The organism is Streptomyces sp. NPDC048411 (assembly GCF_040704695.1).
GTDB lineage: Bacteria > Actinomycetota > Actinomycetes > Streptomycetales > Streptomycetaceae > Streptomyces.
In genome coordinates this window covers 86,392-112,747 of record NZ_JBEZKL010000004.1, presented here as the reverse complement: position 1 = coordinate 112,747, position 26,356 = coordinate 86,392, and the positions used below count along the sequence as shown (strand labels likewise).

The window sequence follows — 26,356 nt, the reverse complement described above, 5'->3', positions numbered from 1 at the left end:
GCCCGCCGCACCCGGTCAGTTCTCGCTCAGCCGGCTGCTCAGCCAGTCCAGCGCCGAAGGGATCTCCCGCCGCCAGGTGTTGAAGTTGTGCCCGCCGCTGTCCAGCACGATCGAGGAGACCTGGGCGGGCGCCTTCACCTTCGCCATGAACCTCTTCGTACTCCGGTAGTTCCCCTCGCCGTGCCGTGACGTCGTCACCAGAAACGACGAGTTGGGCTGGGGCAGATGGTCCAGGCACCACAGCAGGTTCGCGCGCTCGCGCTCCGCCCGGTTGCCGTGGAAGAGGTCACCGGTCGTCGGGTCCTCGGCCGCCTTGTAGTACGCGGACAGACCGACGCTCGCCGCGAACCTGTCCGGGTGGTGCAGGCCGATCTTCAGTGCGCAGTACCCACCGGTCGAGTCGCCGATGATGCCCCAGTTCCGTGCCCGCTTCCCGATCCGGTACGAGTCCGAGACCGCCTGGGGCAGATCCTTCGCGAAGAACGTCTCGGTCTGCGGCCCGCCCGCTATGTCCACGCACTCGGTGTCCCGCGGCGGCGCGACCGTGGGCCTCAGCATCACCAGGATCATTGGCTGTGCCCGTCCGGCTTTCACCCGATCGAGTGCGGTGCGTGGATACGCAAGACCCTTCAGGAGGTTCTCCGCGACGCCCGGATAGCCGGTGAGGACGACGACCGCGGGGAACTTCCGGTTGGCGTACTCCGGCTGGAAGTACTCCGGCGGCAGATACACGTACGCCGAACTCTTGATCTTCGACCGTCGCCCCTCGATGACGACCTTGTCGATCCGGCCGGCCACCGTCGGGCGCAAATCACCGGGGACGTTCGGCTGCTGTATCCCGACCCGGACAATGTTCTTCGACGCCAGGGTCCTGGCCGCCCCGTCCGTGACCACGCCCAGTTCCTGCTGCCCACCGAAGAGATCGGCCCAGGAGCCGTAGAACTGAAAAGAGTTGTTCGCCATCAGGCCGACCGATGTGAAGACCATCACCTGGGTCGCCAGCAGCAGGCCGACCCGGCCGAACACCGCAGGCACACTGCGGCGGGCCAGTCTCGGCCAGATCAGGACCGTGGCAGCGAACAGAACGACGGTGAGCACAGCGGACAGGATCAGAAATGTCTTGCTGGTGAGCCCCATGGTTGGGTGAGCTTTCTTGTCAGGAATTTTCCGGGTTGCGGGTGAACCCACCGCCCGGAAGCCTCGTCCTAGAGGTCGCACATTGTCCGGACCGCTTCGGCCGACGGACTCAAGAATCTCTCGCGGAGCCACGGGAAGCGATGTCTATCACGCTAGATGGGGATAAATCGGGATCGGTTCCGAACGCTGTACGCAAGTTCGTACGCGGACCGCGCCCCGAATCCGTACCGGCGCTCGTCGGCGCCTCCTGCAGCCTCGTCGGTCTCATCGACGTCGCCGCAGGGGTGTTCCCGCGCTTCCGGCACAGCCGGATGCACACGCTCGCCGAAGTCCTTCCAGGAGCCCTCGGCCCCTTCGCCGCCGCGCTGTCGCTGAGCGCAGGCGTCCTGCTGCTGCTCCTCGCCCACGGCCTCAAGCGGCACAAACGGCGGGCCTGGCGCGCCGCCGTGTTCCTGCTGCCGGCAGGCGCGGCAGCACAGTTCGTCTACCGGCACTCAATCCTCGGCACCCTCGTCTCCCTCACGCTCTGCGCTCTGCTGGTCCGCCACCGGAGTGAGTTCGCCGCGCTCCCCGACCCGCGCAGCCGTTGGAGGGCGCTGGCCAATTTTGTTCTCCTCGGAGCGGGTTCGCTCGGCCTGGGGCTGATCATCGTCTCCGTTCACCCCGGCCACGTCGTCGGCAACCCCTCCATCGCCGACCGTCTCCAGCACGTCCTGTACGGACTTTTCGGCTTCGAGGGCCCCGTCGAGTACGCCGGAGTGACCTCCTGGACCGTGGCCTACTCGCTGGGCGCACTCGGTCTGCTGACCGCCGTCACCACCATCTACCTCGCGTTCCGCCCCGAACATCCGGCCGCCCGGCTCACCGAGGAGGACGAGGTCCGGCTACGGGCCCTCCTCGACAAGCATGGCGGCCGCGACTCGCTCGGCCACTTCGCGCTCCGCCGCGACAAGGGCGTCGTCTTCTCCCCCAGCGGCAAGGCCGCCGTCTGCTACCGCGTGGTGTCCGGGGTGATGTTGGCCAGCGGCGACCCGATCGGTGACGTGGAGGCCTGGCCGGGCGCCATCGAACGCTTCATGGACGAGGCCAAGGCACACTCCTGGACCCCCGCGGTGATGGGCTGCAGTGAGACGGGCGGCGAGGTCTGGACCCGCGAGACCGGGCTCGACGCGCTGGAGCTCGGCGACGAGGCGGTGGTGGATGTCGCGGATTTCTCGCTCGCCGGGCGCGCGATGCGCAACGTGCGCCAGATGGTGAAGCGCATTGAGCGGAACGGTTACGAAACCCGTGTCCGGCGCGTCCGCGATATAGGCGAGACCGAGCTCGCCCGCATCCGGCGGGCCGCCGCCGACTGGCGCGGCACCGATACCGAGCGCGGCTTCTCCATGGCGCTCGGCCGGATCGGCGACCCGGCCGACAGCGACTGCGTCATCGCCACCGCCCACAAGGCCGACGAGCACACCGCCGACTCCCCGTACGGCGATCTGAAGGCTGTGCTCCACTTCGTCCCGTGGGGCACGGACGGCATGTCCCTGGAGCTCATGCGCCGCGACCGCGCCGCCGACCCCGGGATGAACGAGCTGCTGATCGTCGCCTCCCTGCACGACGCGCCCCGGCTCGGCATCGAACGTGTCTCGCTGAACTTCGCGATGTTCCGCTCGGCGCTCGCCCGCGGCGAGAAACTGGGCGCGGGCCCGGTGCTGCGGGGCTGGCGCGGGCTCCTGATCTTCCTGTCGCGCTGGTTCCAGATCGAGTCGCTCTACAAGTTCAACGCCAAGTTCCAGCCCCGCTGGGAGCCCCGCTTCGTCGTCTACCGCACCAGCCGCGACCTGCCCCGGATCTCGTTCGCCGCGATGCAGGCCGAGGGCTTCGTCAACGTCGGGCTGCCCCGTCCGTTCACCCGCCGATTCCCGGCCGCCCGGCCCCGGCCCTGCGCGCACACACCGGGTCCCGGACCGGAGCACGGTGCCGGCGCGGCGTAACACCACTCCGTACGGGCCTACGCTGGTCGCATGAGTACGTTGCGTGGACGAGGCACGGTCCAGGGCCTGCCGGAGTGGGACCGCTGTGCGGTCATGGGTGTCGTGAATGTGACCCCCGACTCCTTCTCCGACGGAGGCCGCTGGTTCGACACCACGGCCGCGATCAAGCACGGCCTCGACCTGGTCGCCGCAGGCGCCGATCTGGTCGATGTCGGCGGCGAGTCGACCCGTCCCGGTGCCAGCCGGGTGGACGAGGCCGAGGAGCTGAGGCGCGTGATCCCGGTCGTCCGGGGGCTGGCTGAGGAAGGCATCACGGTCTCCGTGGACACCATGCGGGCCCGGGTCGCCGAGCAGTCCGTCGCTGCAGGCGCGGCGCTGGTCAACGATGTGAGCGGCGGGCTCGCCGACCCGGACATGATCCCGGTCGTCGCCGCCGCCGGAGCGCCGTTCGTGGTCATGCACTGGCGTGGCTTCAGCGAGTCGATGAACAGCCGTGCGGTGTACGAGGACGTCGTCGCCGAGGTCGTCGCGGAACTGCGGACGCGGATGGACGCGGTGGTCGCGGGCGGTGTCGCCCCCGAACGGATCGTGATCGACCCCGGCCTGGGCTTCGCCAAGGACGCCGCCCACGATCTCTCCCTCGTCGCCCACCTCGACGAACTGCGCGCGCTGGGCCGCCCCCTGCTGGTCGCCGCCTCCCGCAAGCGGTTCCTCGGCCATGTGCTGGCCGGTGAGGGCGCCGCACCGCCACCCGCCCGGGAACGCGACGCGGCCACCGCCGCGATCTCCGCCCTCTCCGCCCAGGCGGGCGCCTGGGCGGTCCGGGTCCACGAGGTCCGGGCGACCGCCGACGCCGTCCGGGTCGCCCGCGCCGTCGAGGGAGCCACGTGAGCGACGACCAGGAACAGGTGGCCGCCGACATCGCAGCGGTCGAACAGGCCAACACCGCCTTCTACGAGGCGATGGAGCGCGGCGACCTGGACGAGCTCTCCGGGCTCTGGCTGCCCGGCGAGAACCTCACGATCTCCTGCGTCCACCCCGGCTGGCCGGTGCTCAGCGGACGCGGTGAGGTACTGCGCAGTTACGCCCTGATCATGGCGAACACCGAGTACATCCAGTTCTTCCTGACCGATGTCGGGGTCTCGATGACCGGGGACACGGCCCTGGTCACCTGCACCGAGAACATCCTCAGCGGCGGTCCCGCGGAGAATGGCGGCGAGCTCGGACCGCTGGTCGGCCAACTCGTCGTCGCCACCAATGTGTTCCGCCGCACCGAGGACGGCTGGAAGCTCTGGTCCCATCACGGGTCCCCGGTGCTGACCGAGGACGAGGACGAGGACGAATCGCCCTCCTGACCCCCTGCGGGGCACGGCCCCGTGCGGATACGCCCCCGGGGATTGAACTCCGGGCTTGCGGGGTAGGCGAAGCGCCCACCAGCCCCGCACGGTCCCGTCCATAGCCCCCGCGGGCGAGCACTGTCCGCGCTCGCAGGTAGATTCGAAACAGGGCACCTTGCCGTCCGCACGCGGCCCCGTGTCTCTACGACCAACAAGAGCAGGAGTGATTCGCGTGGATCGTGTCGCGCTGCGCGGCCTCAAGGCCCGTGGGAACCATGGCGTCTTTCCCCGGGAACGGGAAGAGGGCCAGACCTTCATCGTCGACCTGGTTCTCGGCCTCGACACCCGCCCCGCGGCAGCCGAGGACGACCTGACCAAGACCGTGCACTACGGCGTGGTCGCCGAGGAGGTCGTCGACATCGTGCAGGGAGAGCCGGTCGATCTGATCGAGACACTCGCAGAGCGCATCGCCCAGAAGTGCCTGGGACACGAAGGCGTCGAGGAGGTCGAGGTCGTCGTGCACAAGCCGGATGCGCCGATCACCGTCCCGTTCGACGACGTGACCATCACCATCACCCGGAGCCGAGCATGACAGCATTTTCTACCGAGGGGCAGAGCGACCCGACCGTACAGCCGGTGCCCGCGTCCGTGGTCGAGCAGGTCGACGCGGCGGACATCACCCTCTCCAACCCCAAACCGGCCGTGATCTCGCTCGGCTCCAACCTGGGCAACCGCCTGGAGACCCTGCAGGGCGCCATCGACGCCCTGGAGGACACCCCCGGCCTCCGGGTCAAGGCGGTGTCCCCGGTGTACGAGACGGAGCCGTGGGGTGTCGCCCCCGGCTCCCAGCCGTCGTACTTCAACGCGGTGATCGTCGTGAAGACGACGCTGCCCCCGTCCTCCCTCCTGGAGCGCGGCCAGGCCATCGAGGAGGCCTTCGACCGCGTCCGCGAGGAGCGCTGGGGCCCGCGCACCATCGACGTGGACATCGTGGCGTACGCGGATGTGGTCTCCGACGACCCGGCGCTGACCCTTCCCCACCCCCGGGCCCACGAGCGGGCCTTCGTGCTCGCCCCGTGGTACGACGTCGCCCCCGAGGCGCAGCTGCCCGACCACGGCCCGGTGGCGGAGCTGCTCGGCACGATCGGCCGCGACGGCATACGCCCCCGGACCGATCTGGAACTCCGCCTGCCCGAGTAGTCGTTAGGCTCAGGGCAGGTCAGCACAGAACACAGAACAGACAGCCGGACAGATGGGCGGACGGCCCGGTCGGCCGACGGCGAAGGGCGGCTTTCTCGGTGAAGCAACTACGGCTCGGAGTACTGGCCGGACTCTTCGCCGCGGCCGGCGTGCTGTCCTGGGGCGGTGCCCGCCTCTGGGACTCCCTCGCGACCCTGCCGAGCGTGCCGATCGCTGCGCCCATCGTGCTCGCGGTGATCGCCGTCATCCTGCTCGCGACGGCGCTCTCCATCCGCTCCCGGCTGCGCGCGCAGCGGGAGCGCCGCCCGGGGGCGAAAGGTGTCGAGCCGCTGATGGCCGCCCGCGCCGTGGTCTTCGGCCAGGCCAGCGCCCTCGTCGTGTCGCTGGTCGCCGGCCTGTACGGCGGCACCGGGGTCTTCCTGCTCGGCTCGCTCGACATTCCGGCCCGCCGCGACCAGGCGATCTACGCCGGCTTCGCGGTGCTGGCCGGGATCGGGGTGGTCGCCGCCGCCTTGTTCCTGGAACGCGTCTGCAAGCTCCCGGAGGACAAGGACGACGACAAGAGCGCCGCCTCGGCCTGACGCTCCGCCCCCGCCCGGCCACCGGCACCACCTCCCGCGCGACAGGGAGTGGGCTCCCGACGCCCTGCGACTCCTCACCCAAGCTTCTCGGCTTCGCTCGAGCAGGGAGGGGCCCCTGCGGCGTTCTCGTCGGTCACCGACTCCCCCACAGCCTTAAGGGCGTGGGAGGTGCCCCCTCCGCGTCGACTCCGTCCTCCGCCTTGCCGTCGAAGCCGCACGACGCCGCTCACTGATCCACCCCCTGTCGCGGGGGAGGCCGTCAGCTGGCCATGATCAGGCTCATCGCCTCGGCGCGCGTCGCGGGGTCACGGAGCTGGCCGCGTACCGCCGAGGTCAGCGTCTTCGCCCCGGGCTTGCGGATGCCGCGCATCGACATGCACATGTGCTCGCACTCGATGACGACGATGGCTCCGCGCGGCTCCAGGATCCTCATCAGTGAGTCGGCGATCTGCGTGGTCAGCCGCTCCTGGACCTGCGGGCGCCGGGCATAGACGTCGACCAGCCGGGCCAGCTTCGACAGGCCGGTGATCTTGCCGGTGGTCGCCGGGATGTACCCGACATGCGCGACCCCACGGAACGGCACCAGGTGGTGCTCGCAGGTCGAGAACACCTCGATGTCCTTGACCAGCACCATCTCGTCGTGGCCGAGGTCGAACGTGGTCGTCAGGACGTCCTCGGGCTGCTGGTGCAGACCCGCGAATATCTCCTTGTACGCCCGCGCCACCCGTCCCGGTGTCTCACGCAGCCCCTCCCGGTCCGGGTCCTCCCCGACGGCGAGGAGAAGCTCACGCACCGCTGCCTCGGCCCGCTTCTCGTCGAACTCACCGATCGAACCCTGGCCGTCCAGCGTCACCGGGTCGGTCATCTGTGCCTCGTTCCTTCAGCTGTCACCTGCGCGGACATCGCGCAGACATACAAAAAGCCGCGCCCCCCAGGCTAAAACCTGGGGGGCGCGGCATCCATTCCGGGTCGGCGGACCCCCGTGACAGGGGCCACACCGGGGTCCGCACTAGCTCTCGGGACGGTCCTCAGGGATCGCCTCGGTGGCCGCGGCGGTGTCCGCCGGGGCCGACCCGTTGGCCGTGGTGACCCCGTTGGTGAGGGCGAGCTCCTTCGGCGAGAGCACCGGCGGCCGCGTCGACGGCGTACGCCGTGCGGAGCCGGTCCATGCCGGGCGGGCCGGACGCTTCACGATTCCGGCGAAGATCTCGGCGATCTGCTCCTTGCCGAGGGTCTCCTTCTCCAACAGCTGGAGAACCAGGTTGTCGAGAACGTCGCGGTTCTCGACGAGGATCTCCCACGCCTCGTTGTGCGCGGTCTCGATGAGCTTCTTGACCTCTTCGTCGACGAGCGCCGCGACCTCTTCCGAGTAGTCGCGCTGGTGGCCCATCTCCCGGCCCAGGAAGGGCTCGGTGTTGTCGCCACCGAACTTGATCGCGCCGAGCCGCTCCGTCATGCCGTACTGCGTGACCATCGCGCGGGCCGTGGCACTGGCCTTCTCGATGTCGTTCGCAGCGCCGGTGGTCGGGTCGTGGAAGACCAGTTCCTCGGCCGCGCGCCCGCCCAGCATGTAGGCCAGCTGGTCGAGCATCTCGTTGCGCGTGGTGGAGTACTTGTCCTCCTCCGGCAGCACCATCGTGTAACCGAGGGCACGGCCGCGGGAGAGGATCGTGATCTTGTGCACCGGGTCCGAGTTGGGGGAAGCCGCCGCGACCAGGGCGTGTCCGCCCTCGTGGTACGCGGTGATCTTCTTCTCCTTGTCGGACATGATCCGGGTCCGCTTCTGCGGGCCCGCCACGACGCGGTCGATCGCCTCGTCCAGCATCTCGTTGTCGATCAGCTTCTGGTTGCTGCGCGCCGTGAGGAGCGCCGCTTCGTTCAGCACGTTCGACAGGTCGGCACCGGTGAAACCGGGCGTACGACGGGCCACGGCGCCGAGATCGACGTCCGGGGCGACCGGCTTGCCCTTCTGGTGCACCTTGAGGATTTCGAGACGGCCCTGCATGTCCGGCCGGTCGACCGCGATCTGCCGGTCGAAGCGGCCCGGGCGCAGCAGCGCCGGGTCGAGGATGTCCGGCCGGTTCGTGGCGGCGATCAGGATGACGCCGCCCTTCACGTCGAAGCCGTCCATCTCGACGAGCAGCTGGTTCAGGGTCTGCTCACGCTCGTCGTGACCACCGCCGAGACCCGCACCGCGGTGCCGGCCGACGGCGTCGATCTCGTCGACGAAGACGATCGCCGGGGCGTTCGCCTTGGCCTGCTCGAACAGGTCACGGACCCGGGAGGCACCGACACCGACGAACATCTCGACGAAGTCGGAACCGGAGATCGAGTAGAACGGAACGCCGGCCTCGCCCGCGACGGCGCGTGCGAGCAGCGTCTTGCCCGTACCGGGAGGCCCGTACAGCAGGACGCCCTTGGGGATCTTCGCCCCGACGGCCTGGAACTTCGCCGGCTCCTGGAGGAACTCCTTGATCTCGTGGAGTTCCTCGACGGCCTCGTCGGACCCCGCCACATCGGCGAAGGTCGTCTTCGGGGTGTCCTTGGTGATCAGCTTGGCCTTGGACTTGCCGAACTGCATGACCTTGGAGCCGCCGCCCTGCATCTGATTCATCAGGAACAGGAAGACGACCACGATCAGGACGAAGGGCAGCAGCGAGAGAAGGATCGAGATGAACGGGGACTGCTTCGACGGCGAGACGGTGTAACCCTTCTCGATGTCACCGCTCTCGAACTTCTTCTGCAGCGTGTCGGCGAGCTGGACACCCTGGTCACCGATGTAGCTCGCCTGGAACTTGCTGCCGGACTCGCCCGCGAGTTTCTGGCCGTTCTTCAGCTCGATCTTGAGGATTTGTTCGTCGCCGGTGGTCAGCTTGGCCTGGTCCACCTGGTTCTTGCTGATCGCCTGGATCACCTTGCCGGTGTCCACCGTCTTGTAGCCGCCCGACGAGCCGACGACCTGCATCAACACGACCACGGCGAGGACGGCCAGCACGATCCACATGACCGGCCCACGGAAGTATCGCTTCACGTCCATCCATACGGAGCGAAGTCGCCCCGTCCCTCCTGCCCGTAGGTAAATGCTGCTGTGAGAAAAGACTGTTTCTTCGGACGGTACCCCAGCATTGTCGCCTGTGACCGCCTGGGCCGTCTGTCAAACCCGCCTTCAAAGGCTCCAACGGCGAGAACCCGTCAGGGGTTCCCGGGGGTGCACCCGGGTCGGGCGCGGGCCGGAGGAGGGCTGCGAGGCCTTCAGCCGCCGTAGACGTGCGGGGCGAGCGTGCCGACGAAGGGCAGGTTGCGGTACTTCTCCGCGTAGTCCAGCCCGTAGCCGACGACGAACTCGTTGGGGATGTCGAACCCGACCCACTTGCAGTCGAGCGCGACCTTCGCCGCGTCCGGCTTGCGCAGCAGGGTGCAGATCTCCAGGCTGGCGGGTTCACGCGAACCCAGGTTCGACATCAGCCAGGACAGGGTCAGGCCCGAGTCGATGATGTCCTCGACGATCAGGACGTGCTTGCCCTTGATGTCGGTGTCCAGGTCCTTGAGGATCCGGACGACACCGGAGGACTGGGTGCCCGCGCCGTACGAGGAGACAGCCATCCAGTCCATCGTGACGGGGGTGGACAGCGCGCGCGCCAGGTCCGCCATCACCATCACGGCGCCCTTGAGGACGCCGACGATGAGCAGGTCCTTGCCCGCGTACTCCGCGTCGATCTTCGCGGCCAGCTCGACGAGCTTCGCGTCGATCTCTTCCTTGGTGAGGAGCACCGACTGAAGGTCGGTGCCCATGTCCTTCTCGTTCACCCACGTCTCTTTCTTTGCCTGCCCGGTCCGGGGTGGTGCCCCGGCCGTGCGCAGCCGCTCGCCTGCATGTCAGCCGCTTGTGCTTCAGCTCTGCCGAATCACCAGTCTGCCACCCTGGCGCCGGGCTTCGACGCGGCCGGGCAGGTTGATGGCCTGCTGGCCGCGCCAGCCGGTGATCAGGCGGTCGACTTCCTCGATGTGGCGGGCGAAGAGAGAACCGGCCGGAGCGCCTGCCTCTACGGCCGCCCGGCGCAGCACCCGACGGCGTACGGCGGGAGGCAGCGCGTGCAGCTTGGCGCAGTCCAGCTGCCCGGCGTCGTCCCGTACGGCGGTGTCGGCCTCGGCGGCCCAGGTGTCCAGGGCGTCGGCGTCGTCGCGGGACAGCTGCGCGGTCCGGGCCAGGGCCTCGACGACGCCTTTGCCGAGGGCCTTCTCCAGGGCGGGCAGGCCCTCGTGGCGCAGCCGGGAGCGGGTGTAGGCGGGGTCGGTGTTGTGCGGGTCGTCCCAGACGGGCAGGGACTGGACCAGGCACGCCTTGCGGGCGGTCTGCCGGTCGAGCTGCAGGAAGGGGCGGCGGTAGCGGCCGGCCGGGCCGGAGGCGGCGGCCATGCCGGAGAGCGAGCGGATACCGGAGCCGCGGGCGAGGCCGAGCAGGACGGTCTCCGCCTGGTCGTCACGGGTGTGGCCGAGCAGGACGGCGGCGGCGCCGTGACGCTCGGCCGCGGCGTCCAGGGCTGCGTAGCGGGCGTCGCGGGCGGCGGCCTCGGGTCCGCCGTCGCGGCCGACCTGCACGGCGACGGCCTCCACCGGGTCGAGGTCCATGGCGGCGAGGCGGGCGACGACCTCGGCGGCGCGGACGTCGGACCCGTCCTGGAGATTGTGGTCGACGGTGATGCCGCCGGCCCGGACCGCGAGTTTGCGGGCCTCGAAGGCGAGGGCGGAGGCGAGCGCCATGGAGTCGGCGCCGCCGGAGCAGGCCACCAGCACCAGCGGGGCGTCGGGGCGTTCGGGGAGCGCGGGGCGCCGCCTGCCCGGGCCGGCTTCGGCGAGCTCGGGGCGCGGGGCGCGTTCGGTGCGTTCGGTGCGTTCGGCGAATTCGTTCAGTACGTCGTGGAGTACGCGGCGGACCGCCAGGCGTATCGCCGCGACCGCAGGATGGGGACCCATGTCCGGTGCCCTTCGTGAAGTTTTGGGAGTGCCTCGGAGCGTCGGGACGGGAAGAGTGCCGTCACCCAGAGTGCGTCGATGGTGACAGAGCCAAGCCGTTCATCGAGCATTGCACGCCTTCCCATGCCCCTACGGTCCCTCGGATGGGTGATTACCGGGGCGTACTTCTTCCGGCTTTCCCCGTCGGCCGCCTCATGATCACGGCTCTGCCTTACGGTGCACCCTCGCGATCCAGTCCACCGGTTTGGCGATCTCGGCCTTGGTGGGGAGCGTGTTCGGGGAGGTCCAGACCCGGTTGAAGCCGTCCATACCGACCTCGTCGACGACGGCGCGCACGAACCGCTCGCCATCCCGGTACTGGCGCAGTTTGGCATCGAGGCCGAGGAGCTTGCGCAACGCCTGGTCGAGGCGGCTGGCGCCTCGCGCCCGGCGCTGCTGAAACTTCTCCCGGATCTCTCCGACGGAGGAGACGACCTCGGGGCCGACACCGTCCATCACGTAGTCGGCGTGTCCTTCGAGCAGGGACATCACGGCGGTGAGCCGGCCGAGGATCTCGCGCTGGGCGGGCGTCTGGACGATCTCGACGAAGCTGCGGCCGCCGTCCTCGCCCTCCTCGCCCTCGGGCGTGCTGCCGGCGAGCGACTGGGCGGCCTCGCGGAGCCGTTCCAGCACGGTCATCGGGTCGACGTCGGTTTCCTCGAGGAACGACTGGATTTCGCCCTGCAGATGGTCGCGGAGCCAAGGGACACCGGTGAACTGGGTGCGGTGGGTCTCCTCGTGGAGCGCGACCCAGAGCCGGAAGTCGTGCGGGTCGACGTCGAGTTCGCGCTCGACGTGGACGACGTTCGGGGCGACGAGCAGCAGTCTGCCGCCGCCGCTGAGGGAGGCCGGGAGCTCATGGCTCGCGGGGGCGAACGTCTCGTACTGTCCGAGAACCCGGGAGGCCAGGAACGACAGCAACATACCCAGCTCGACGCCGGTCACCTTGGAGCCGACCGCGCCGAGCACGGCACCGCCGGGGCTGCTGGAGCGCCGGTTCTCCATTTTCGCCAGGAGCGGGCGGAGCAGTTCCCGGAAGCCCGCGACGTTCGCCCTGATCCAGCCGGCCCGATCGACGACCAGGACCGGGGTGTCCTCCGGTTCGGCCCCTTCCGGGATCATCCGGGTGAAGGCGCGGACGTGCTCCTCCGACGCCTTGGCATGTCTGCGGAGCTCCGCGACGACCTCGCGGGCCTCCTCGCGGCTGATGTCGGGTCCCGGCCGCACGAGCCGGGTCGCGGTCGCGACCGCGAGATTCCAGTCGACCATCTCGGCACCACCGATGCTCGTCATGCGTCAACCGTACGTGCTCGGGTCCGTCCGCGGTGTGCTGTTGACCGGCTCATCGGGTACGGACGACGAGGCTCGTGGCGAGGGCGTCGAGGGCGGACTGGGCCTCGGACGGTGACGTCGTGCCGGACGCCAGGAAGGCAAAGGCGAGCAGCCGGCCGCGTGCGTCCACAACCGTCCCGGCGAGGGTGTTCACCCCGGTCAGGGTGCCGGTCTTGGCGCGGATCAGTCCGGTGCCGCGCGAGGTCGAGGTGTACCGGTTGCTGAGCGTGCCGGTGAAACCGGCCACCGGGAGGCCGGTCAGGACGGGGCGCAGCTCGGGGCGGCCGGGGTCGGCGGCGCGGGCGAGGAGGCCCGCCAGCAGCCCGGCGGTGACCTTGTCCTTGCGGTTCAGTCCGCTGCCGTCGGCGAAGTTCGCGCCGGCCAGCGGCAGGTGCAGCTTCTTCAACCGGGCGGTGACGGCCCGTCGGGCGCCGTCGAAGTCGGCCGGTTCGCCGGCGGCCAGGGCGGTCTGCCGGGCCAACGCCTCGGCGATGTCGTTGTCGCTGTTGGTCAGGGCCCGCTCGACCAGGGCGGACAGCGGGTCGGAGAGATGCTTGGCGACCGGCCGGGACGCGGCGGCGGCGCGGCCCCGCGCGGGGGCTGACCCGGTGCCGATACCGGCGTCGTTCAGGAGTTCGGCGAAGGTGCGGGCGGCGTCACCGGCCGGGTCGCCGCTCCGCGGGGCGGGTCCGCTGTCCGTCCGGTCGAGCCGCCCCTCGTCCAGCATCAGGGCGCTGACCGGGGCGATGTTCTCGTTGGGGCCGATCGGGTGCCGGGCGGGGCCGGAGTACCGGGAGGTGTCGTACCGGAGCCGGACGGAGTCGACGCCGCGGTCGCGCAGGGCTCGTACGGTCCCGGCGGCCAGTTCGCGCAGCGCCGCCTTGTCGAGGGTGGGGTCGCCGCCGCCCACGAGGGTGAGGGTGCGGGCGTCCGGGGATGCCCGGACGGTCGTGGCGATGCGATGGTCGGGGCCGAGGGCGGAGAGTGCGGCGACGGCGGTGGCGATCTTGACGGTGGAGGCGGGCGTCATCGCGGTGTCGGCACCCTTCCCGTACAGCCGCTTGCCGGTGGCCGTGTCGATGACGACGGCGGTGCGGACGGTGCCGAGCGCGGAGGAGTCCAGCAGCTTGTCGAGGGTGGTGCGGAGAGCGGCCGCCTCTCCGTCCGGGGCGGCCTTGTCGACCCGGGTGCCGAGCGCCGCGAGGACGGCCGGGGCACTGGGGGCGGGGGCCGGCGTGGCGGGCGCTGCGGACGCTGCGGGTTCGTGATGTGCGCCACCTGTGCGGTCCCGGGCGGCTGCCCACTGCCGCTCGGCCTTACGCTGGCCCGAGTCCCAGGGACCGGCGGCGAGGACGGCGCTGGCCGCGAGCGCCAGGCCGAGGACGGCGGAGCCTGCCGTGAACTGCCAGTTGCTCCATCCGCTCACCTTGTTCAGGCAGCCCGCCACGGTCGGCCTGCGCAACGCGTTCAACGGGTTGATCGACGGTCTTTTCACCGGCTCGGCCACCGTTGACCAGCCCCTTTCGCGAGCACACATCTCCGTGGGGGACACTTAATCACCAGTCGTATGTGTTGATCATGGAGGAGCCACCCGTGGAGTTCGACGTCACCATCGAGATCCCGAAGGGTTCGCGGAACAAGTACGAGGTGGACCACGAGACCGGTCGGATCCGCCTGGACCGTCGACTCTTCACCTCGACCAGCTACCCGGCGGACTACGGCTTCGTCGAGAACACCCTCGGCGAGGACGGCGACCCGCTGGACGCGCTGGTCATCCTGGACGAGCCGACCTTCCCCGGCTGCCTCATCAAGTGCCGCGCCATCGGCATGTTCCGCATGACGGACGAGGCCGGCGGCGACGACAAGCTGCTGTGCGTCCCGGCCTCCGACCCGCGGGTGGAGCACCTGCGCGACATCCACCACGTGTCGGAGTTCGACCGCCTGGAGATCCAGCACTTCTTCGAGGTCTACAAGGACCTGGAGCCCGGCAAGTCCGTCGAGGGTGCCGACTGGGTCGGCCGCGCCGAGGCCGAGGCCGAGATCGAGGCCTCCTACAAGCGCCTCGAGGCGCAGGGCGGCAAGCACTGACACTGCGGTGTCCGTGACCGCCGCACAGGCGTGATCCTGGTTCCGCTTACGGCCTCCCCCGCGGTCGGGAGCCCACTCCCTTTCGCGGGGCAGGCCGTGACGGTTCCCGCTGCGGTTCCGTGAAGAATCTGGCGTAAGGAACGGGCGGTACACCCCTCACCGGTGTGCCGCCCGTTTCGCATATGCGCCCATGGCCGTGTCCATACTTGGGCAGGAGCGCAACCCAAGACGCGCAGCCAAGAAGGAGCGAGGTCCAGTGGTGGCGGAACCGGGCGGTCCCGAGGATCAGAAGCCCCAGTCCGACGAGGCGCGCAGCGCCTTTGTCCCGCCGGCCGGGGTGGCGCGCCCCGCAGCGCCGCCCGAGGACGACCACCCCACCTCGGAATTCGCCCTCCCAGCCGGTCTGACGACCGAGCCGCAGGGGTCCGGATCCGGCCCGGAACCGGGTTCCGCTTCCAGCTCCGGACCGGGTTCCGGTTCGGGTTCGGACACGATCGGTTCGGCCTTCGCCCCGCCGAGCACGTACAGCGCCAGCCAGTCGCCGCCCGCCTTCACTCCCGCGCACGGCATGCCGATGATCCGGCTGACCAAGGAAGCTCCTTGGCAGGACCGGATGCGCACGATGCTGCGGATGCCGGTCGCCGAGCGGCCGGCGCCCGAGCCGGCGCAGAAGCCCGACGACACGGGACCCGCGGTACCGCGTGTGCTCGACCTGACGCTGCGTATCGGGGAGTTGCTGCTCGCGGGTGGTGAGGGCGCGGAGGACGTCGAGGCCGCGATGTTCGCGGTGACCCGCTCGTACGGTCTCGACCGGTGCGAGCCGACGGTCACCTTCACCCTGCTGTCGATCTCGCACCAGCCGTCGCTGGTCGACGACCCGGTGACGGCGAGCCGTACCGTACGCCGCCGCGGCACCGACTACACCCGGCTGGCCGCCGTCTTCCGGCTCATCGACGACATCACCCACGAGGACGTCGAGGTCTCCCTGGAGGAGGCGTACCGGCGGCTCGCCGAGATCCGCCGCAACCGGCATCCGTACCCCGGCTGGGTGCTGACACTGGCCGCCGGCGGGCTGGCGGGTGCGGCATCGGTGCTGGTCGGCGGCAACGCACTGGTCTTCATGGTGGCGGCGATCGGCGCGATGCTCGGCGACCGGTTCGCCTGGCTCTGCGCCGGGCGCGGGCTGCCGGAGTTCTACCAGTTCGTGGTGGCGGCGATGCCCCCGGCCGCGATGGGGGTCGCGCTGACCCTCACCCACTCGACGGACATCCAGCCGTCCGCCGTCATCACCGGTGGGCTGTTCGCGCTGCTGCCGGGGCGGGCCCTGGTGGCGGGCGTCCAGGACGGCCTGACCGGCTTCTACATCACCGCGGCGGCCCGGCTCCTCGAAGTCATGTACCTCTTCATCGGCATCGTCACCGGGGTGCTGCTGGTCCTGTATCTGGGAGTGCAGCTGGGAGCCCAGCTCAATCCGGAGACGCGGTTCGTGGCCCACGACCGGCCGGTGGTGCAGATCCTGGCGTCGATGGCCCTCTGTTTCGCCTTCGCGATCCTGTTGCAGCAGGAGCGGTCCACGGTGCTCGCGGTGACCCTGAACGGCGGTGTGGCGTGGGTGATCTACGGGGCGATGGCCCGGACCGGGGGTATCTCGCCGGTGGCGGCCACGGCGGTGGCCGCCGGGCTGGTCGGGCTGTTCGGTCAGCTGCTCTCGCGGTACCGGTACACCTCGTCGCTGCCATTCATCACGGCCGCGATCGGTCCGCTGCTGCCGGGTTCGGCGACGTACTTCGGTCTGCTGGGTGTCGCGCAGAACGATCTGGTCCGGGGGCTCGCCTCGCTGTCGACCGCGGTGGCGACGGCGCTGGCCATCGCGATCGGGGTGAATCTGGGAAGCGAGATCTCCCGGCTGTTCATGCGGGTGCCCGGAGCGGTCGGCGGGGCGAACCGCCGCGCGGCCAAGCGGACGCGCGGCTTCTGACCCGGGTACGGGGGAGGCCGTGAGCGGTCAGCGCTTGGCGTGGCGGCCGCGCTGGCCCGTGGACGGGGCGCCACCGCCGACGATCGAGCCCCGGCCCTCGCCGCCCCCGGCGGCCTCTTCCTTCTTCGACTTGCTGCGGGCGCGCAGGAACTCGACAGCGATCGGCACCACCGAGATCAGCACGATCAGGATGAGCATCGCCTCGATGTTCTTGCGGACGAACTCGATCTGCCCGAGCCCGGCACCGAGCAGGGTGACCCCGACGCCCCAGAGCACACCGCCGATGATGTTGAACGTGATGAACGAGCGGTAGTTCATCCGGCTCACACCGGCGATGATCGGCGTGAACGTACGCACGACAGGCACGAAGCGGGCCAGGATCAGCGACTTCGGCCCGTACTTCTCGAAGAAGTCGTGCGCCTTCTCGACGTTCTCCTGCTTGAAGAGGCGGGAGTCCGGGCGCTTGAAGAGCGAAGGTCCGACCTTGCGGCCGAAGAGATAGCCCACCTGGTCGCCGATGACCGCCGCCAGCGCCACCAGGACGCAGACCAGCCACAGCGGGGTGTGCAGCTTGTCCGTCGTCACCAGCAGACCCGTGGTGAACAGCAGGGAGTCGCCGGGCAGGAAGAAGCCGATCAACAGCCCGGACTCGGCGAAGACGACGACCAGCACACCGAGCAGTCCGAACTGCCCGATGAGATAGTCCGGGTCCAGCCAGCTCGGTCCGAGCGCAAGCGTATTCAAGGGTCCGGGCTCCAGGATCGGTCGATGGCGGCTGCGTGGGTGCCCAAAGCTATCAACGCCGGATGACGTCCCCGGGTTCCAGTGGACCGCGCGGGGATGAAAAGCTGTCGCCAGGAGGTGCCACACGATGGGCATTGAGGAGTTCGGCGGCGGGCAGACGGCACAGTCCGATGTCCTGGTCGTCACCACGAACGACGTCCCCGGGTACCGGGTGACCCAGGTCATCGGTGAGGTGTTCGGTCTGACCGTGCGCTCGCGTCACCTCGGCAGCCAGATCGGCGCCGGGCTGAAGTCGATGATCGGCGGCGAGCTGAAGGGGCTGACCAAGACCCTCGTCCAGACCCGCAATCAGGCTATGGAGCGGCTTGTCGAGCAGGCGAGGGCGCGCGGCGCCAACGCGGTGCTGATGATGCGGTTCGATGTGACGGAGGCGGCCGACGTGGGCACAGAGGTCTGCGCGTACGGCACGGCGGCCGTCGTCGAGAAGGCCTGACCGTCCCGACGGGCACCGACGGGGGCCGAGGCGCTCTCGACCCCCGTACCTGGAGTTACGCCCGGCGCTCCGCATTGGCATTGATCGCATCCCGCAGGTGTTCGGCCAGGCCGGGCCCGATCGACTCGTAGTAGGCGCGGAACTGCGGGTCGCTGACGTACATCTCGCCGAGCCCACGATGGATGTCGTAGGTGCACTCGTAGAACCATGTGGAGATGTGGAGCCGGTGTCCCTCGGCGAGCTCCATCGCCCGCTCCCCGGTGGCGGGTTCGCCCGCCTCCATCACCGCGGTGTACGCCTCGCCCCACTCGGCGACCTCGGCCTGCATCCGCTTCCAGTCGTCCTTGGTGTACCGGGCCACCCGGCGCTGCGACTCCGCGTACGTGGCGGTGGAGCCCCAACGGCGCTCCGCCTCCTCCGCGTGCTCCTCCGGGTCCTTGGCCCCGAAGACCTCGAACTTCTCCTCGGGCGTGAGATTGATACCCATCTTCCGTGCCTCCATGGCTGTTTCGACGGCGGCGGCCATCTTCTGGAGTTCGGCGATCCGGCCGGACAGCAACGCGTGCTGGCGGCGCAGGTGGTCCTGCGGATCCGCTGCCGGGTCGTCGAGCAGCACCGCGATCTCTTCGAGCGGGAAGCCGAGTTCCCGGTAGAACAGGATCTGCTGCAGCCGGTCGAGGTCGGCGTCGCTGTAACGCCGGTGACCCGCGTGGCTGCGCCCGCCGGGCGACAGCAGTCCGATCCCGTCGTAGTGGTGCAGGGTGCGCACCGTGACTCCGGCGAACCCGGCGACCCGTCCCACGGAAAAGTCCACGGCTCTCCGCTCCCTTCTGCTTTCGCTCTGTACGTCGGTACGGACCCGAGCCTGAGCCCTGACGTGACGTGAGGTGCAAGCCCGAATTGCCCTCACACCCCGATGCAATGGGTGGGTTATGCGGCTTTTGCGTAGTTATGGTGGCCCGATGGCCTCCGACTCCGTCGCTCTCACCCGGACCACCCCGGCGCGCCGGCTGCTGCTCCTCATCGTGCCCGCCCTGCTCGTCGGGACGACCTCGGCCCTGATCCTGCTCGCCGTCAGCCTGCTCGCCGAGCAGCTCCAGGACGTGCTCTGGAAGACGCTTCCGGACGCGCTCTCCATCGGCCGCTACTCCTCGTCGTGGATGATCGTGATGCTCACCGCGACCGGCCTTGCCGTGGGGCTGGTCGTCCGCACGGTGCACGGCCACGCAGGCCCCGATCCGGCCACCACCGGGCTGGTCGATCCGCCCCTGCCTCCGGACGTCATCCCCGGACTGCTGGTCGTGACGGTGCTGGCGCTGGCGGGCGGGGTCAGCCTGGGGCCCGAGAACCCGATCACCGCCGCCAATGTCGCGCTCGCCTTCTGGCTGGGCCGCCGGGCCGCCCCGGGCAATACGGCCGACCTCTGGATCGTGCTCGCCTCGGCCGGGACGATCGGCGCCCTCTTCGGCACCCCGGTCGCCGCGGCCCTGATCGTCTCCGAGTCGTTCACCACGGGCGGCGGCGAACCGGGCGCGCTCTGGGACCGGCTCTTCGCCCCGCTCGCGGCGGGCGCCGCGGGGGCGCTCACCATGACACTGCTGGCCCATCCCAGCTTCGACCTGTCGCTGCCGCCGTACCCGGGAGCGCACTGGGGCGATCTGCTCTCGTCGACCGTGATCGCCTCGGCGGGGGCACTGCTCGGTCTGGCGGCGGTGTACGCGGTTCCGCACGCGCACCGGGCGTTCCGCGCGCTGCGGCATCCGGTCCTGATGCTGACCGCCGGTGGTCTGCTGCTCGGGCTGCTCGGCGCGCTCGGCGGACATCTCACCCTCTTCAAGGGGCTGGACGAGGCGAAGGAGCTCAGCGCCGATCCGAGCGGCTGGTCGGCCGGGCAGTTCGCCGCCATGGCCGTGGTGAAGACGGCCGCCCTGGTGATCGCCACCACCTGTGGCTTCCGGGGCGGGCGGATCTTCCCGTCCGTCTTCGTGGGCGTCGCGCTCGGCATGTGCGCCCATGCGCTGGTCGACGCGGTGCCGTTGGCCCTCGCGGTGCCGAGCGCGGTGCTGGGGGTCCTGCTGGCCATCACCCGGCAGGGCTGGCTGAGCCTGTTCACGGTGGCGGTGCTGGTCAGTGACTCGGGAGTGCTGCCACTGCTCTGCGTCGCCTCCCTGCCGGCCTGGCTGTTGGTGACCGGACGGCCGCAGATGCAACTGCGCGCGGACGGCACACCGCTGCGGTGAGCCGGGCCCCTCCCGGTCCCGTCCGACGCGCCGGTCACTGCAGTTGTCCGTATCGTCGCATTCGTCTGGTCATGCGTCGCCCTCGCGGCCGGGAGCTGACCCCCGAGCACCGAGCAGACCACCGTCAGAGCCACCACCAGTTGAGAAGGGCTGTCCGCCGATGCCTCTCCATCAGGGTTCGAACCACGGCAGGGCACCGTCCGAGAAGCGCCGCAGGCTCGCCCTCAACCCCTTTTTCGGGGAGGCGGACCCGACCGCGGGTATGACGTCCGCACCCCCCAGACATCAGCTGCCCGACGGCCCGCTACCGCCCTCCACCGCGTACGGACTCGTCCATGACGAGCTGATGCTCGACGGCAACGCCCGGCTCAATCTCGCCACTTTCGTCACCACCTGGATGGAACCCGAGGCGGGCTCACTGATGGGCGAGTGCCAGGACAAGAACATGATCGACAAGGACGAGTACCCGCGCACCGCCGAGCTGGAACGGCGCTGTGTGGCGATGCTCGCCAACCTGTGGAACGCCCCCGACCCGTCGGCGGCCGTGGGCTGTTCGACCACCGGCTCCAGCGAGGCCTGCATGCTCGCCGGCCTGGCGCTCAAACGACGCTGGGCGGCCAGGAACGCCGACCGCTACCCGGCGGCCGCCCGGCCCAATCTGGTCATGGGCATCAATGTGCAGGTCTGCTGGGACAAGTTCTGCAACTTCTGGGAGGTCGAGGCCCGGCAGGTCCCGATGGAGGGCGGCCGCTTCCACCTCGACCCGCAGGCCGCCGCCGAGCTCTGCGACGAGAACACCATCGGTGTCGTCGGGATCATGGGCTCCACCTTCGACGGTTCGTACGAGCCCATCGCCGAACTCTGCGCCGCCCTGGACGCGCTGCAGGAGCGCACCGGGCTCGACATCCCCGTCCATGTCGACGGCGCGTCCGGGGCAATGGTGGCACCGTTCCTGGACGAGGACCTGGTGTGGGACTTCCGGCTTCCCCGGGTGTCGTCCATCAACACCTCCGGGCACAAGTACGGCCTGGTCTACCCGGGCGTCGGCTGGGCGCTGTGGCGCTCGCCGGCCGAACTCCCCGAGGAGCTCGTCTTCCGGGTCAACTACCTGGGCGGCGACATGCCGACCTTCGCGCTGAACTTCTCCCGGCCCGGCGCCCAGGTGGTGGCTCAGTACTACACGTTCCTGCGGCTGGGGCGGGAGGGCTACCGAGCCGTTCAGCAGGCGTCCCGCGATGTGGCGAGCGCACTCGCCGCCCAGATCGAGAAGCTGGGCGACTTCCACCTCCTCACCCGGGGCGACGAGTTGCCCGTCTTCGCGCTGACCACCGCGCCCGATGTGCGGGCGTACGACGTCTTCGACGTGTCACGGCGGCTGCGCGAGCACGGCTGGCTGGTGCCCGCGTACACCTTCCCCGCCAACCGGCAGGACCTGTCGGTGCTCCGGGTGGTGTGCCGCAACGGTTTCTCCTCGGACCTCGCGGAACTACTCATGGAGGACCTGCGCCTGCTCCTGCCCGACCTGCGCTCCCAGCGGCATCCGTTGAGCCACGACCGGGAGGTCCCGACGGCGTTCCATCACTGAGACCGACCGGCACATGGGGGGGCGGGGGTTCTACCGGCCGAGCCGGGCGAACCTCCGCACCGCCAGCGGCAAGAACACCGCGATCAGCGCCAATGGCCATACCACCGCGAGAAGTTCGGCATGGGCGGCCGCCCAGGAGTCCTCGGAACCGCCGGGGTTGCCGAACAGCCCGCGGACCGCCGTGGCCGTCGCCGACATCGGGTTCCATTCGACGACCGCGCCCAGCCAGCCCGGCATCGACACCGGCGTCGCGAAGACGTTGGAGAGGAAGCCGACCGGCCAGACCAGGATCTGCACCGCCTGCACCATCTCCGGCTTCCCCGCCACCATCGCCAGCTGGATGCCGGCCCACAGCATCGCGAACCGCAGCAGCAGGAGCAGCCCGACCGCGCCCAGCGCCGCGGTGACCCCGTTGTGCCAGCGCCAGCCGACCGCGTACCCGACGCCGATCATCACCGCGAGCGCCGCCACCGACTGGAGCATGTCCGCAACGCTCCGGCCGACCAGCACCGAACCGGAAACCATCGGCATGGCGCGGAACCGGTCGATGACGCCCTTGGTGAGGTCCCGGGTGACCGCGAGCATGGTCGCTTCCAGGCCGAACGCCATGGTCAGCGCGAGCATGCCGGGCACCAGGAATTCGGCGTGGTCGCCGTCGACGCCTCGGCCGCCGCCGACCAGATACGTGAACATCAGCAGCAGCATCACGGGAAAGACCAGACCGACGACGAGCTGCACCGGTTGCCGCGCCCAGTGGGCGAGTTCGCGGCGGGTCATCGTCCAGGAATCGGCCAGAACCCAGCCGACCGCGCTCGTGCCGGTGCGCGTACCGATGGCGCTCATGCGGCAACCTCCGTGTCTGCACCCGTGAGCGCCAGGAAGACCTCGTCCAGGGTGGGGCGGCGCAGCGCGATGTCCTCCGCCTCGATCCCCGCCTCCTGCAGCGCCCGCAGCGTCCGGGTGAGCGTCGCCATCCGGTCCCCGACGGGCGCCCCGATCAGCCGCCGGTCGGCGTCAAGGACCGTGCCGCCCGTCAGGAGCCCTGCCGCGGCGCCCAGTTGGGATGCGTCACGGACGACGACGTCGATGCGGTCCCCGCCGATCTGCTCCTTCAACGTGTCGGCGGTACCGTCCGCGACCACCCGGCCGCCGTCGATCAGCGAGATCCGGTCCGCGAGCTGGTCGGCCTCCTCCAGGTACTGCGTGGTCAACAGGACGGTCGTACCCCCTCCGACCAGGGAGCGCACCGACGACCACACCTCGGCGCGCCCGCGCGGGTCGAGTCCGGTCGTCGGCTCGTCCAGGAAGAGCACCTCGGGATCGGTGATGAGGGAGGCGGCCAGATCGAGCCGTCGGCGCATACCGCCGCTGTACTCCTTGACCGGCTTGCGGCCGGTGTCCGCGAGCCCGAAGCGGGCCAGCAGTCCGTCGGCCCGCACACCCGCCCGGCGTGCGCCCAGGTGGTACAGCCGGCCGAACATCTCCAGGTTCTGCCGTCCGCCGAGCTCCTCGTCGAGGGCGGCGTGCTGCCCGAGCAGCCCGATCCGCCGCCGGACCTCACCGGCCCCGCTCCGTACGTCGAACCCCGCCACCTCGGCCCGCCCCCTGTCGGGGCGGAGCAGCGTGGACAGGATGCGTACGGCCGTGGTCTTGCCCGCGCCATTGGGGCCGAGCACGGCGTGCACCGTGCCCCGGCCGACCGTGAGATCGAGGCCGTCCAGGGCGCGCTTGCCCCCATACCTCTTGTGCACATCGTCGAGAACGATCGCGTCCGCCACCCTCGCCACACCCTCTCGTCGCCACCACAAGGTGCCTAGTCAAGCTTGACTAGATGAGGAAAGGTAACCGGAGCCTCCCCATTCGTCAAACTTGATTAGTCGAGATCCCCGGGATCCGGGACACCGGTCGCGTACGGGTTCTCCTCACCCTCGGCGAGTACCCCGACGAACGGATCACCCTCCCCCGCGAAGGTGTACGCGCCGCCCTCGATCCGCTCGATCAGCCCCCGCGTCCACTCGGCTCCCGCGTCCGCCGAGTGGACCCACATATTCATGATCTCGCCGATGTGGCCGAGCGATTCGGGCCCGTCCTCCGGCGTGTAGTACTCGGTGACCGACGCCCGCCAGGCCGCCAGCCCCGCCACCCGTCCCTTGAGCAGCGCGACCGCCTCGGACCGCTCCAGGTCGACGATGAAGCCGATGCCCGCCGACAGTACGTCCATCTTCTGGTCGTACGAGGTCAGCGCCGCGCGCAGCAGCGAGAAGTACTCCTCGGTGCCCTTCTCGGTGATCTCGTACTCGGTACGGGGCGGGCCGCCCGCGGTGCTCGGGGCGATCTCATGGGCGATCAGCAGCCCTTGTTTCGCCATCTGCTTCAGGGCGTGGTAGACGGAGCCCGGCTTGGCGTTGGACCACTCGTGAGCGCCCCAGTACTCCAGGTCGTTGCGGACCTGATAGCCGTGCGCCCGGCCGTGCTGACGTACGGCACCGAGGACCAGCAGCCGGATCGCGGACATCCCACTCACCCTTCCTATTCAACTTTGACTAGGGTAGCCCGCCTCCTCGGCGACCAGCTCGAACGCGGTCCGGCCGTCCAGGGACTCCCGGATGATGTCCGCGTGGCCGGCGTGCCGGGCGATCTCCTCGACGAGATGGACCAGCATCCAGCGCATCGAGCAGCGCTGGTCCTTCGGGAACCAGGGCGCCTCGGGCAGTGGGAACGTGTCGTTCATGCTCTCCACCGAGTGGATGAACTCCTCGGTCTCCGCCGCGACCTTCGCCCAGAACTCCAGCATCTGCGGGACGGTCTCGTCCCCGACCAGCCGGAAGCTGTCCGCCCACGTCTCCTCGGTGCGGGCCTTCTCGTTGGGGCGCTGCTGGGCGAGGCGCAGCCAGTTCAGCTCGGTCTCGGCGACATGCTTGAGCAGCCCGGAAAGGGAGAGTTCGCCGGCGCTGGGCCGGCTCGCCGCCTGCTCCTCGGTGAGTCCGAGCAGCGAGCGCCGGATCGCGCCGCGCTGGGCCTCGACGAAGGAGAGAAGCGCGCCGCGCTCGTCGCCGTGGGCCTCTGCGGGAACATGAGTGACCATGATGTCCGCCCTTCGGAACCGTTCGAGCCTGCGCTCGGTGTCTTCCTGACACCGACCAAGCTACGGACCCTTGCGGACAGCTTCCGTCCTCAACAGGCGGGCATCAGAGCGAGAATTCGGTCCGGCCGTGCTGGATCGAGATCCACTTCTGGGTGGTGAACGCCTCCACGGTGGCGTCGCCGTTCAGCCGCCCGGTCCCGGAGAACTTCTCGCCGCCGAACGCCACCAACGGGTCGTCCGCGATCGTGGAGTCGTTGACGTGGAACATTCCGGTCACGATGCGCTGCGCGAACCGCACCCCGCGCTCGGCGTTCCCGGTGTGCACGGCGCCGCTCAGCCCGTACGGAGTGTCATTGGCGATCCGTACGGCCTCCTCCTCACCGTCGAACGTCATCAGCAGCGCCACCGGGCCGAAGATCTCCTGGGCGAGCAGCGGCGAGTCGTCCGGGAGCCCCGTGAGGACGGTCGGTTCGACGAGATTGCCGCGGGTGCCGCCCCGTACGAGCGCCGTGGCGCCTTCGGCGACCGCCTGGTCGACCAGCGCGGTCAGCGCGTCGGCCTGGAAGGTGTTGATGACCGGGCCGATCTGGGTTTCGGGGTCGCGCGGGTCGCCGGTCCTGAGCGCCGCCACCTTGGCGATGAACTTCTCGGTGAACTCGGGTGCAAGGGAGCGGTCCACCAGGATGCGGTTGGCGGCCATGCAGACCTGCCCCTGGTAGACGAAGCGACTGAAGACGGCCGCGTCGACCGCGTAGTCGATGTCCGCATCGTCCAGCACCACCAGGGCGCTGTTGCCGCTGAGTTCGAGGATGGCCCGCTTGAAGAGTCCGCCCGCGGTCGCACCGACATGGCGGCCGACCCGGTCCGAGCCGGCGAAGGAGATCACCTTGGGCACGGGGTGCGCTATCAGCGCGTCGCCGATCTCGGCGATGTCGGTGACCAGGACGTTGAGCAGTCCGGCGGGCAGCCCGGCGTCCTCGAAGATCTTGGCGATCAGTCCGCCGCCGACGACGGGAGCGTTCTGGTTGGGCTTGATGACGACCGCGTTGCCGAGCGCCAGGGCCGGTGCGACCGACTTCATCGTCACCAGGAACGGGAAGTTGAACGGGCTGATCACGCCTATGACGCCGACGGGCAGCCGGTAGACGCGGTTCTCCTTGCCGTCCAGCGGGGACGGCAGGATCCGCCCCTCGGGGCGCACCGCCTGCTGGATCGCCTCGCGCAGGAAGTCCTTGGCGCAGCGGATCTCGAACTCCGCTTTGAGCCGGGTGCCGCCCAGTTCGTCGCTGATCGCCCCGACAATGTCCTCGGTGCGCTCCTCGGTGATACGCAGGGCGCGTTCGAGGACGAGGCGGCGTTCGTACGGGTTGGTGGTGGCCCAGACCCGCTGGGCGCGCTCGGCGGCACGGTAGGCCTCGTCGACCTCCTGCGCGGTGGCGACGGTGATGGCCGCGAGCTTTTCCCCGTTGTACGGATTGAAATCGATGATGTCCCACGAGCCCGTGCCGGTCCGCCACTCACCGTCGATGTACTGGTTGGCCAGCTCGTTGAAGAAGGACAT

25 protein-coding genes are annotated in these 26,356 nt (G+C 69.8%); 11 read left to right on the top strand and 14 right to left on the bottom strand.

What is annotated here, in order from left to right; translation table 11 throughout:
* Nucleotides 1-15: 15 nt before the first annotated feature.
* Nucleotides 16-1,137, bottom strand: a complete 1,122-nt coding sequence (locus AB0915_RS02910; RefSeq protein ID WP_366689387.1) for an alpha/beta hydrolase-fold protein — start codon at nucleotides 1,135-1,137, stop codon at nucleotides 16-18.
* 140 nt (nucleotides 1,138-1,277) lie between these two features.
* Between AB0915_RS02910 and AB0915_RS02905 the strand changes: the two genes are divergently transcribed.
* From AB0915_RS02905 to AB0915_RS02880, 6 genes are all read left to right on the top strand, one after another.
* On the top strand, nucleotides 1,278-3,119 hold the full coding sequence (locus AB0915_RS02905; protein ID WP_366689386.1) for a phosphatidylglycerol lysyltransferase domain-containing protein: 1,842 nt from the start codon (nucleotides 1,278-1,280) through the stop codon (nucleotides 3,117-3,119).
* 93 nt (nucleotides 3,120-3,212) lie between these two features.
* Nucleotides 3,213-4,010, top strand: coding sequence for a dihydropteroate synthase (gene folP, locus AB0915_RS02900; RefSeq protein WP_366689435.1), 798 nt, complete (start codon nucleotides 3,213-3,215; stop codon nucleotides 4,008-4,010).
* The gene (locus AB0915_RS02895; RefSeq protein ID WP_366689385.1) at nucleotides 4,007-4,474 is read left to right on the top strand and encodes a nuclear transport factor 2 family protein; all 468 of its coding nucleotides are present in this window, start codon (nucleotides 4,007-4,009) and stop codon (nucleotides 4,472-4,474) included. The genes folP and AB0915_RS02895 overlap by 4 nt, the downstream gene beginning before the upstream one ends.
* A 214-nt stretch (nucleotides 4,475-4,688) precedes the next feature.
* Nucleotides 4,689-5,048 carry a dihydroneopterin aldolase gene (gene folB, locus AB0915_RS02890; RefSeq protein ID WP_366689384.1) on the top strand — a complete coding sequence of 120 codons (360 nt, stop codon included), beginning with the start codon at nucleotides 4,689-4,691 and terminating at the stop codon, nucleotides 5,046-5,048.
* Nucleotides 5,045-5,656, top strand: a complete 612-nt coding sequence (folK, locus tag AB0915_RS02885; RefSeq protein WP_366689383.1) for a 2-amino-4-hydroxy-6-hydroxymethyldihydropteridine diphosphokinase — start codon at nucleotides 5,045-5,047, stop codon at nucleotides 5,654-5,656. The genes folB and folK overlap by 4 nt, the downstream gene beginning before the upstream one ends.
* Before the next feature lie 98 nt (nucleotides 5,657-5,754).
* Nucleotides 5,755-6,237 (top strand): DUF3180 domain-containing protein, encoded by a 483-nt coding sequence (locus tag AB0915_RS02880; protein WP_366689382.1) that lies wholly within the window; start codon nucleotides 5,755-5,757, stop codon nucleotides 6,235-6,237.
* A gap of 259 nt (nucleotides 6,238-6,496) precedes the next feature.
* Here the strand turns inward: AB0915_RS02880 and folE are convergent, their stop codons facing one another.
* From folE to dacB, 6 genes are all read right to left on the bottom strand, one after another.
* Nucleotides 6,497-7,102 (bottom strand): GTP cyclohydrolase I FolE, encoded by a 606-nt coding sequence (folE, locus tag AB0915_RS02875; protein ID WP_366689381.1) that lies wholly within the window; start codon nucleotides 7,100-7,102, stop codon nucleotides 6,497-6,499.
* A 144-nt stretch (nucleotides 7,103-7,246) separates the two neighbouring features.
* Nucleotides 7,247-9,274, bottom strand: coding sequence for an ATP-dependent zinc metalloprotease FtsH (gene ftsH, locus AB0915_RS02870; protein ID WP_366689380.1), 2,028 nt, complete (start codon nucleotides 9,272-9,274; stop codon nucleotides 7,247-7,249).
* 215 nt (nucleotides 9,275-9,489) lie between these two features.
* Nucleotides 9,490-10,029, bottom strand: a complete 540-nt coding sequence (gene hpt, locus AB0915_RS02865; RefSeq protein WP_072487175.1) for a hypoxanthine phosphoribosyltransferase — start codon at nucleotides 10,027-10,029, stop codon at nucleotides 9,490-9,492.
* A gap of 99 nt (nucleotides 10,030-10,128) precedes the next feature.
* Nucleotides 10,129-11,211, bottom strand: a complete 1,083-nt coding sequence (gene tilS, locus AB0915_RS02860) for a tRNA lysidine(34) synthetase TilS (RefSeq protein WP_366689379.1) — start codon at nucleotides 11,209-11,211, stop codon at nucleotides 10,129-10,131.
* A 198-nt stretch (nucleotides 11,212-11,409) separates the two neighbouring features.
* Nucleotides 11,410-12,543 carry a zinc-dependent metalloprotease gene (locus tag AB0915_RS02855; RefSeq protein ID WP_366689378.1) on the bottom strand — a complete coding sequence of 378 codons (1,134 nt, stop codon included), beginning with the start codon at nucleotides 12,541-12,543 and terminating at the stop codon, nucleotides 11,410-11,412.
* A 49-nt stretch (nucleotides 12,544-12,592) separates the two neighbouring features.
* The gene (gene dacB, locus AB0915_RS02850; RefSeq protein ID WP_366689377.1) at nucleotides 12,593-14,089 is read right to left on the bottom strand and encodes a D-alanyl-D-alanine carboxypeptidase/D-alanyl-D-alanine-endopeptidase; all 1,497 of its coding nucleotides are present in this window, start codon (nucleotides 14,087-14,089) and stop codon (nucleotides 12,593-12,595) included.
* An 86-nt stretch (nucleotides 14,090-14,175) separates the two neighbouring features.
* On the opposite strand from dacB, the gene AB0915_RS02845 reads away from it, so the two are divergent.
* Together AB0915_RS02845 and AB0915_RS02840 are read left to right on the top strand one after the other, a co-directional pair.
* Nucleotides 14,176-14,670 (top strand): inorganic diphosphatase, encoded by a 495-nt coding sequence (locus tag AB0915_RS02845; RefSeq protein WP_037691000.1) that lies wholly within the window; start codon nucleotides 14,176-14,178, stop codon nucleotides 14,668-14,670.
* A gap of 256 nt (nucleotides 14,671-14,926) precedes the next feature.
* Complete coding sequence (locus tag AB0915_RS02840) at nucleotides 14,927-16,648, top strand: threonine/serine exporter family protein (RefSeq protein ID WP_366689376.1); 1,722 nt, start codon at nucleotides 14,927-14,929, stop codon at nucleotides 16,646-16,648.
* A 27-nt stretch (nucleotides 16,649-16,675) separates the two neighbouring features.
* Here AB0915_RS02840 and AB0915_RS02835 read toward each other — a convergent pair whose 3' ends face one another.
* Nucleotides 16,676-17,392, bottom strand: coding sequence for a VTT domain-containing protein (locus AB0915_RS02835; protein WP_366689375.1), 717 nt, complete (start codon nucleotides 17,390-17,392; stop codon nucleotides 16,676-16,678).
* A 127-nt stretch (nucleotides 17,393-17,519) separates the two neighbouring features.
* Here AB0915_RS02835 and AB0915_RS02830 point away from each other — a divergent pair, with 127 nt between their 5' ends.
* Nucleotides 17,520-17,885 (top strand): YbjQ family protein, encoded by a 366-nt coding sequence (locus AB0915_RS02830; RefSeq protein ID WP_366689374.1) that lies wholly within the window; start codon nucleotides 17,520-17,522, stop codon nucleotides 17,883-17,885.
* A 55-nt stretch (nucleotides 17,886-17,940) separates the two neighbouring features.
* On the opposite strand, the gene AB0915_RS02825 is transcribed toward AB0915_RS02830, so the two are convergent.
* Entirely contained in the window at nucleotides 17,941-18,699 is a 759-nt protein-coding gene (locus AB0915_RS02825; RefSeq protein WP_366689373.1) for a MerR family transcriptional regulator, read from the bottom strand.
* A 148-nt stretch (nucleotides 18,700-18,847) separates the two neighbouring features.
* On the opposite strand from AB0915_RS02825, the gene AB0915_RS02820 reads away from it, so the two are divergent.
* Together AB0915_RS02820 and AB0915_RS02815 are read left to right on the top strand one after the other, a co-directional pair.
* Nucleotides 18,848-20,125 (top strand): ion channel protein, encoded by a 1,278-nt coding sequence (locus AB0915_RS02820; protein WP_366689372.1) that lies wholly within the window; start codon nucleotides 18,848-18,850, stop codon nucleotides 20,123-20,125.
* Nucleotides 20,126-20,285: 160 nt separating this feature from the next.
* Complete coding sequence (locus AB0915_RS02815) at nucleotides 20,286-21,710, top strand: glutamate decarboxylase (RefSeq protein WP_366689371.1); 1,425 nt, start codon at nucleotides 20,286-20,288, stop codon at nucleotides 21,708-21,710.
* Between the two features lie 30 nt (nucleotides 21,711-21,740).
* Here AB0915_RS02815 and AB0915_RS02810 read toward each other — a convergent pair whose 3' ends face one another.
* From AB0915_RS02810 to AB0915_RS02790, 5 genes are all read right to left on the bottom strand, one after another.
* Complete coding sequence (locus AB0915_RS02810) at nucleotides 21,741-22,553, bottom strand: ABC transporter permease (protein WP_366689370.1); 813 nt, start codon at nucleotides 22,551-22,553, stop codon at nucleotides 21,741-21,743.
* On the bottom strand, nucleotides 22,550-23,488 hold the full coding sequence (locus AB0915_RS02805) for an ATP-binding cassette domain-containing protein (RefSeq protein ID WP_366689369.1): 939 nt from the start codon (nucleotides 23,486-23,488) through the stop codon (nucleotides 22,550-22,552). The genes AB0915_RS02810 and AB0915_RS02805 overlap by 4 nt, the downstream gene beginning before the upstream one ends.
* 95 nt (nucleotides 23,489-23,583) lie before the next feature.
* Nucleotides 23,584-24,225, bottom strand: a complete 642-nt coding sequence (locus AB0915_RS02800) for a PadR family transcriptional regulator (protein WP_366689368.1) — start codon at nucleotides 24,223-24,225, stop codon at nucleotides 23,584-23,586.
* An 18-nt stretch (nucleotides 24,226-24,243) separates the two neighbouring features.
* Nucleotides 24,244-24,795 carry a DinB family protein gene (locus AB0915_RS02795; RefSeq protein ID WP_366689367.1) on the bottom strand — a complete coding sequence of 184 codons (552 nt, stop codon included), beginning with the start codon at nucleotides 24,793-24,795 and terminating at the stop codon, nucleotides 24,244-24,246.
* A gap of 103 nt (nucleotides 24,796-24,898) precedes the next feature.
* A complete protein-coding gene (locus tag AB0915_RS02790) occupies nucleotides 24,899-26,356 on the bottom strand; it encodes an aldehyde dehydrogenase family protein (protein WP_366689366.1) in 1,458 nt (485 codons plus the stop codon).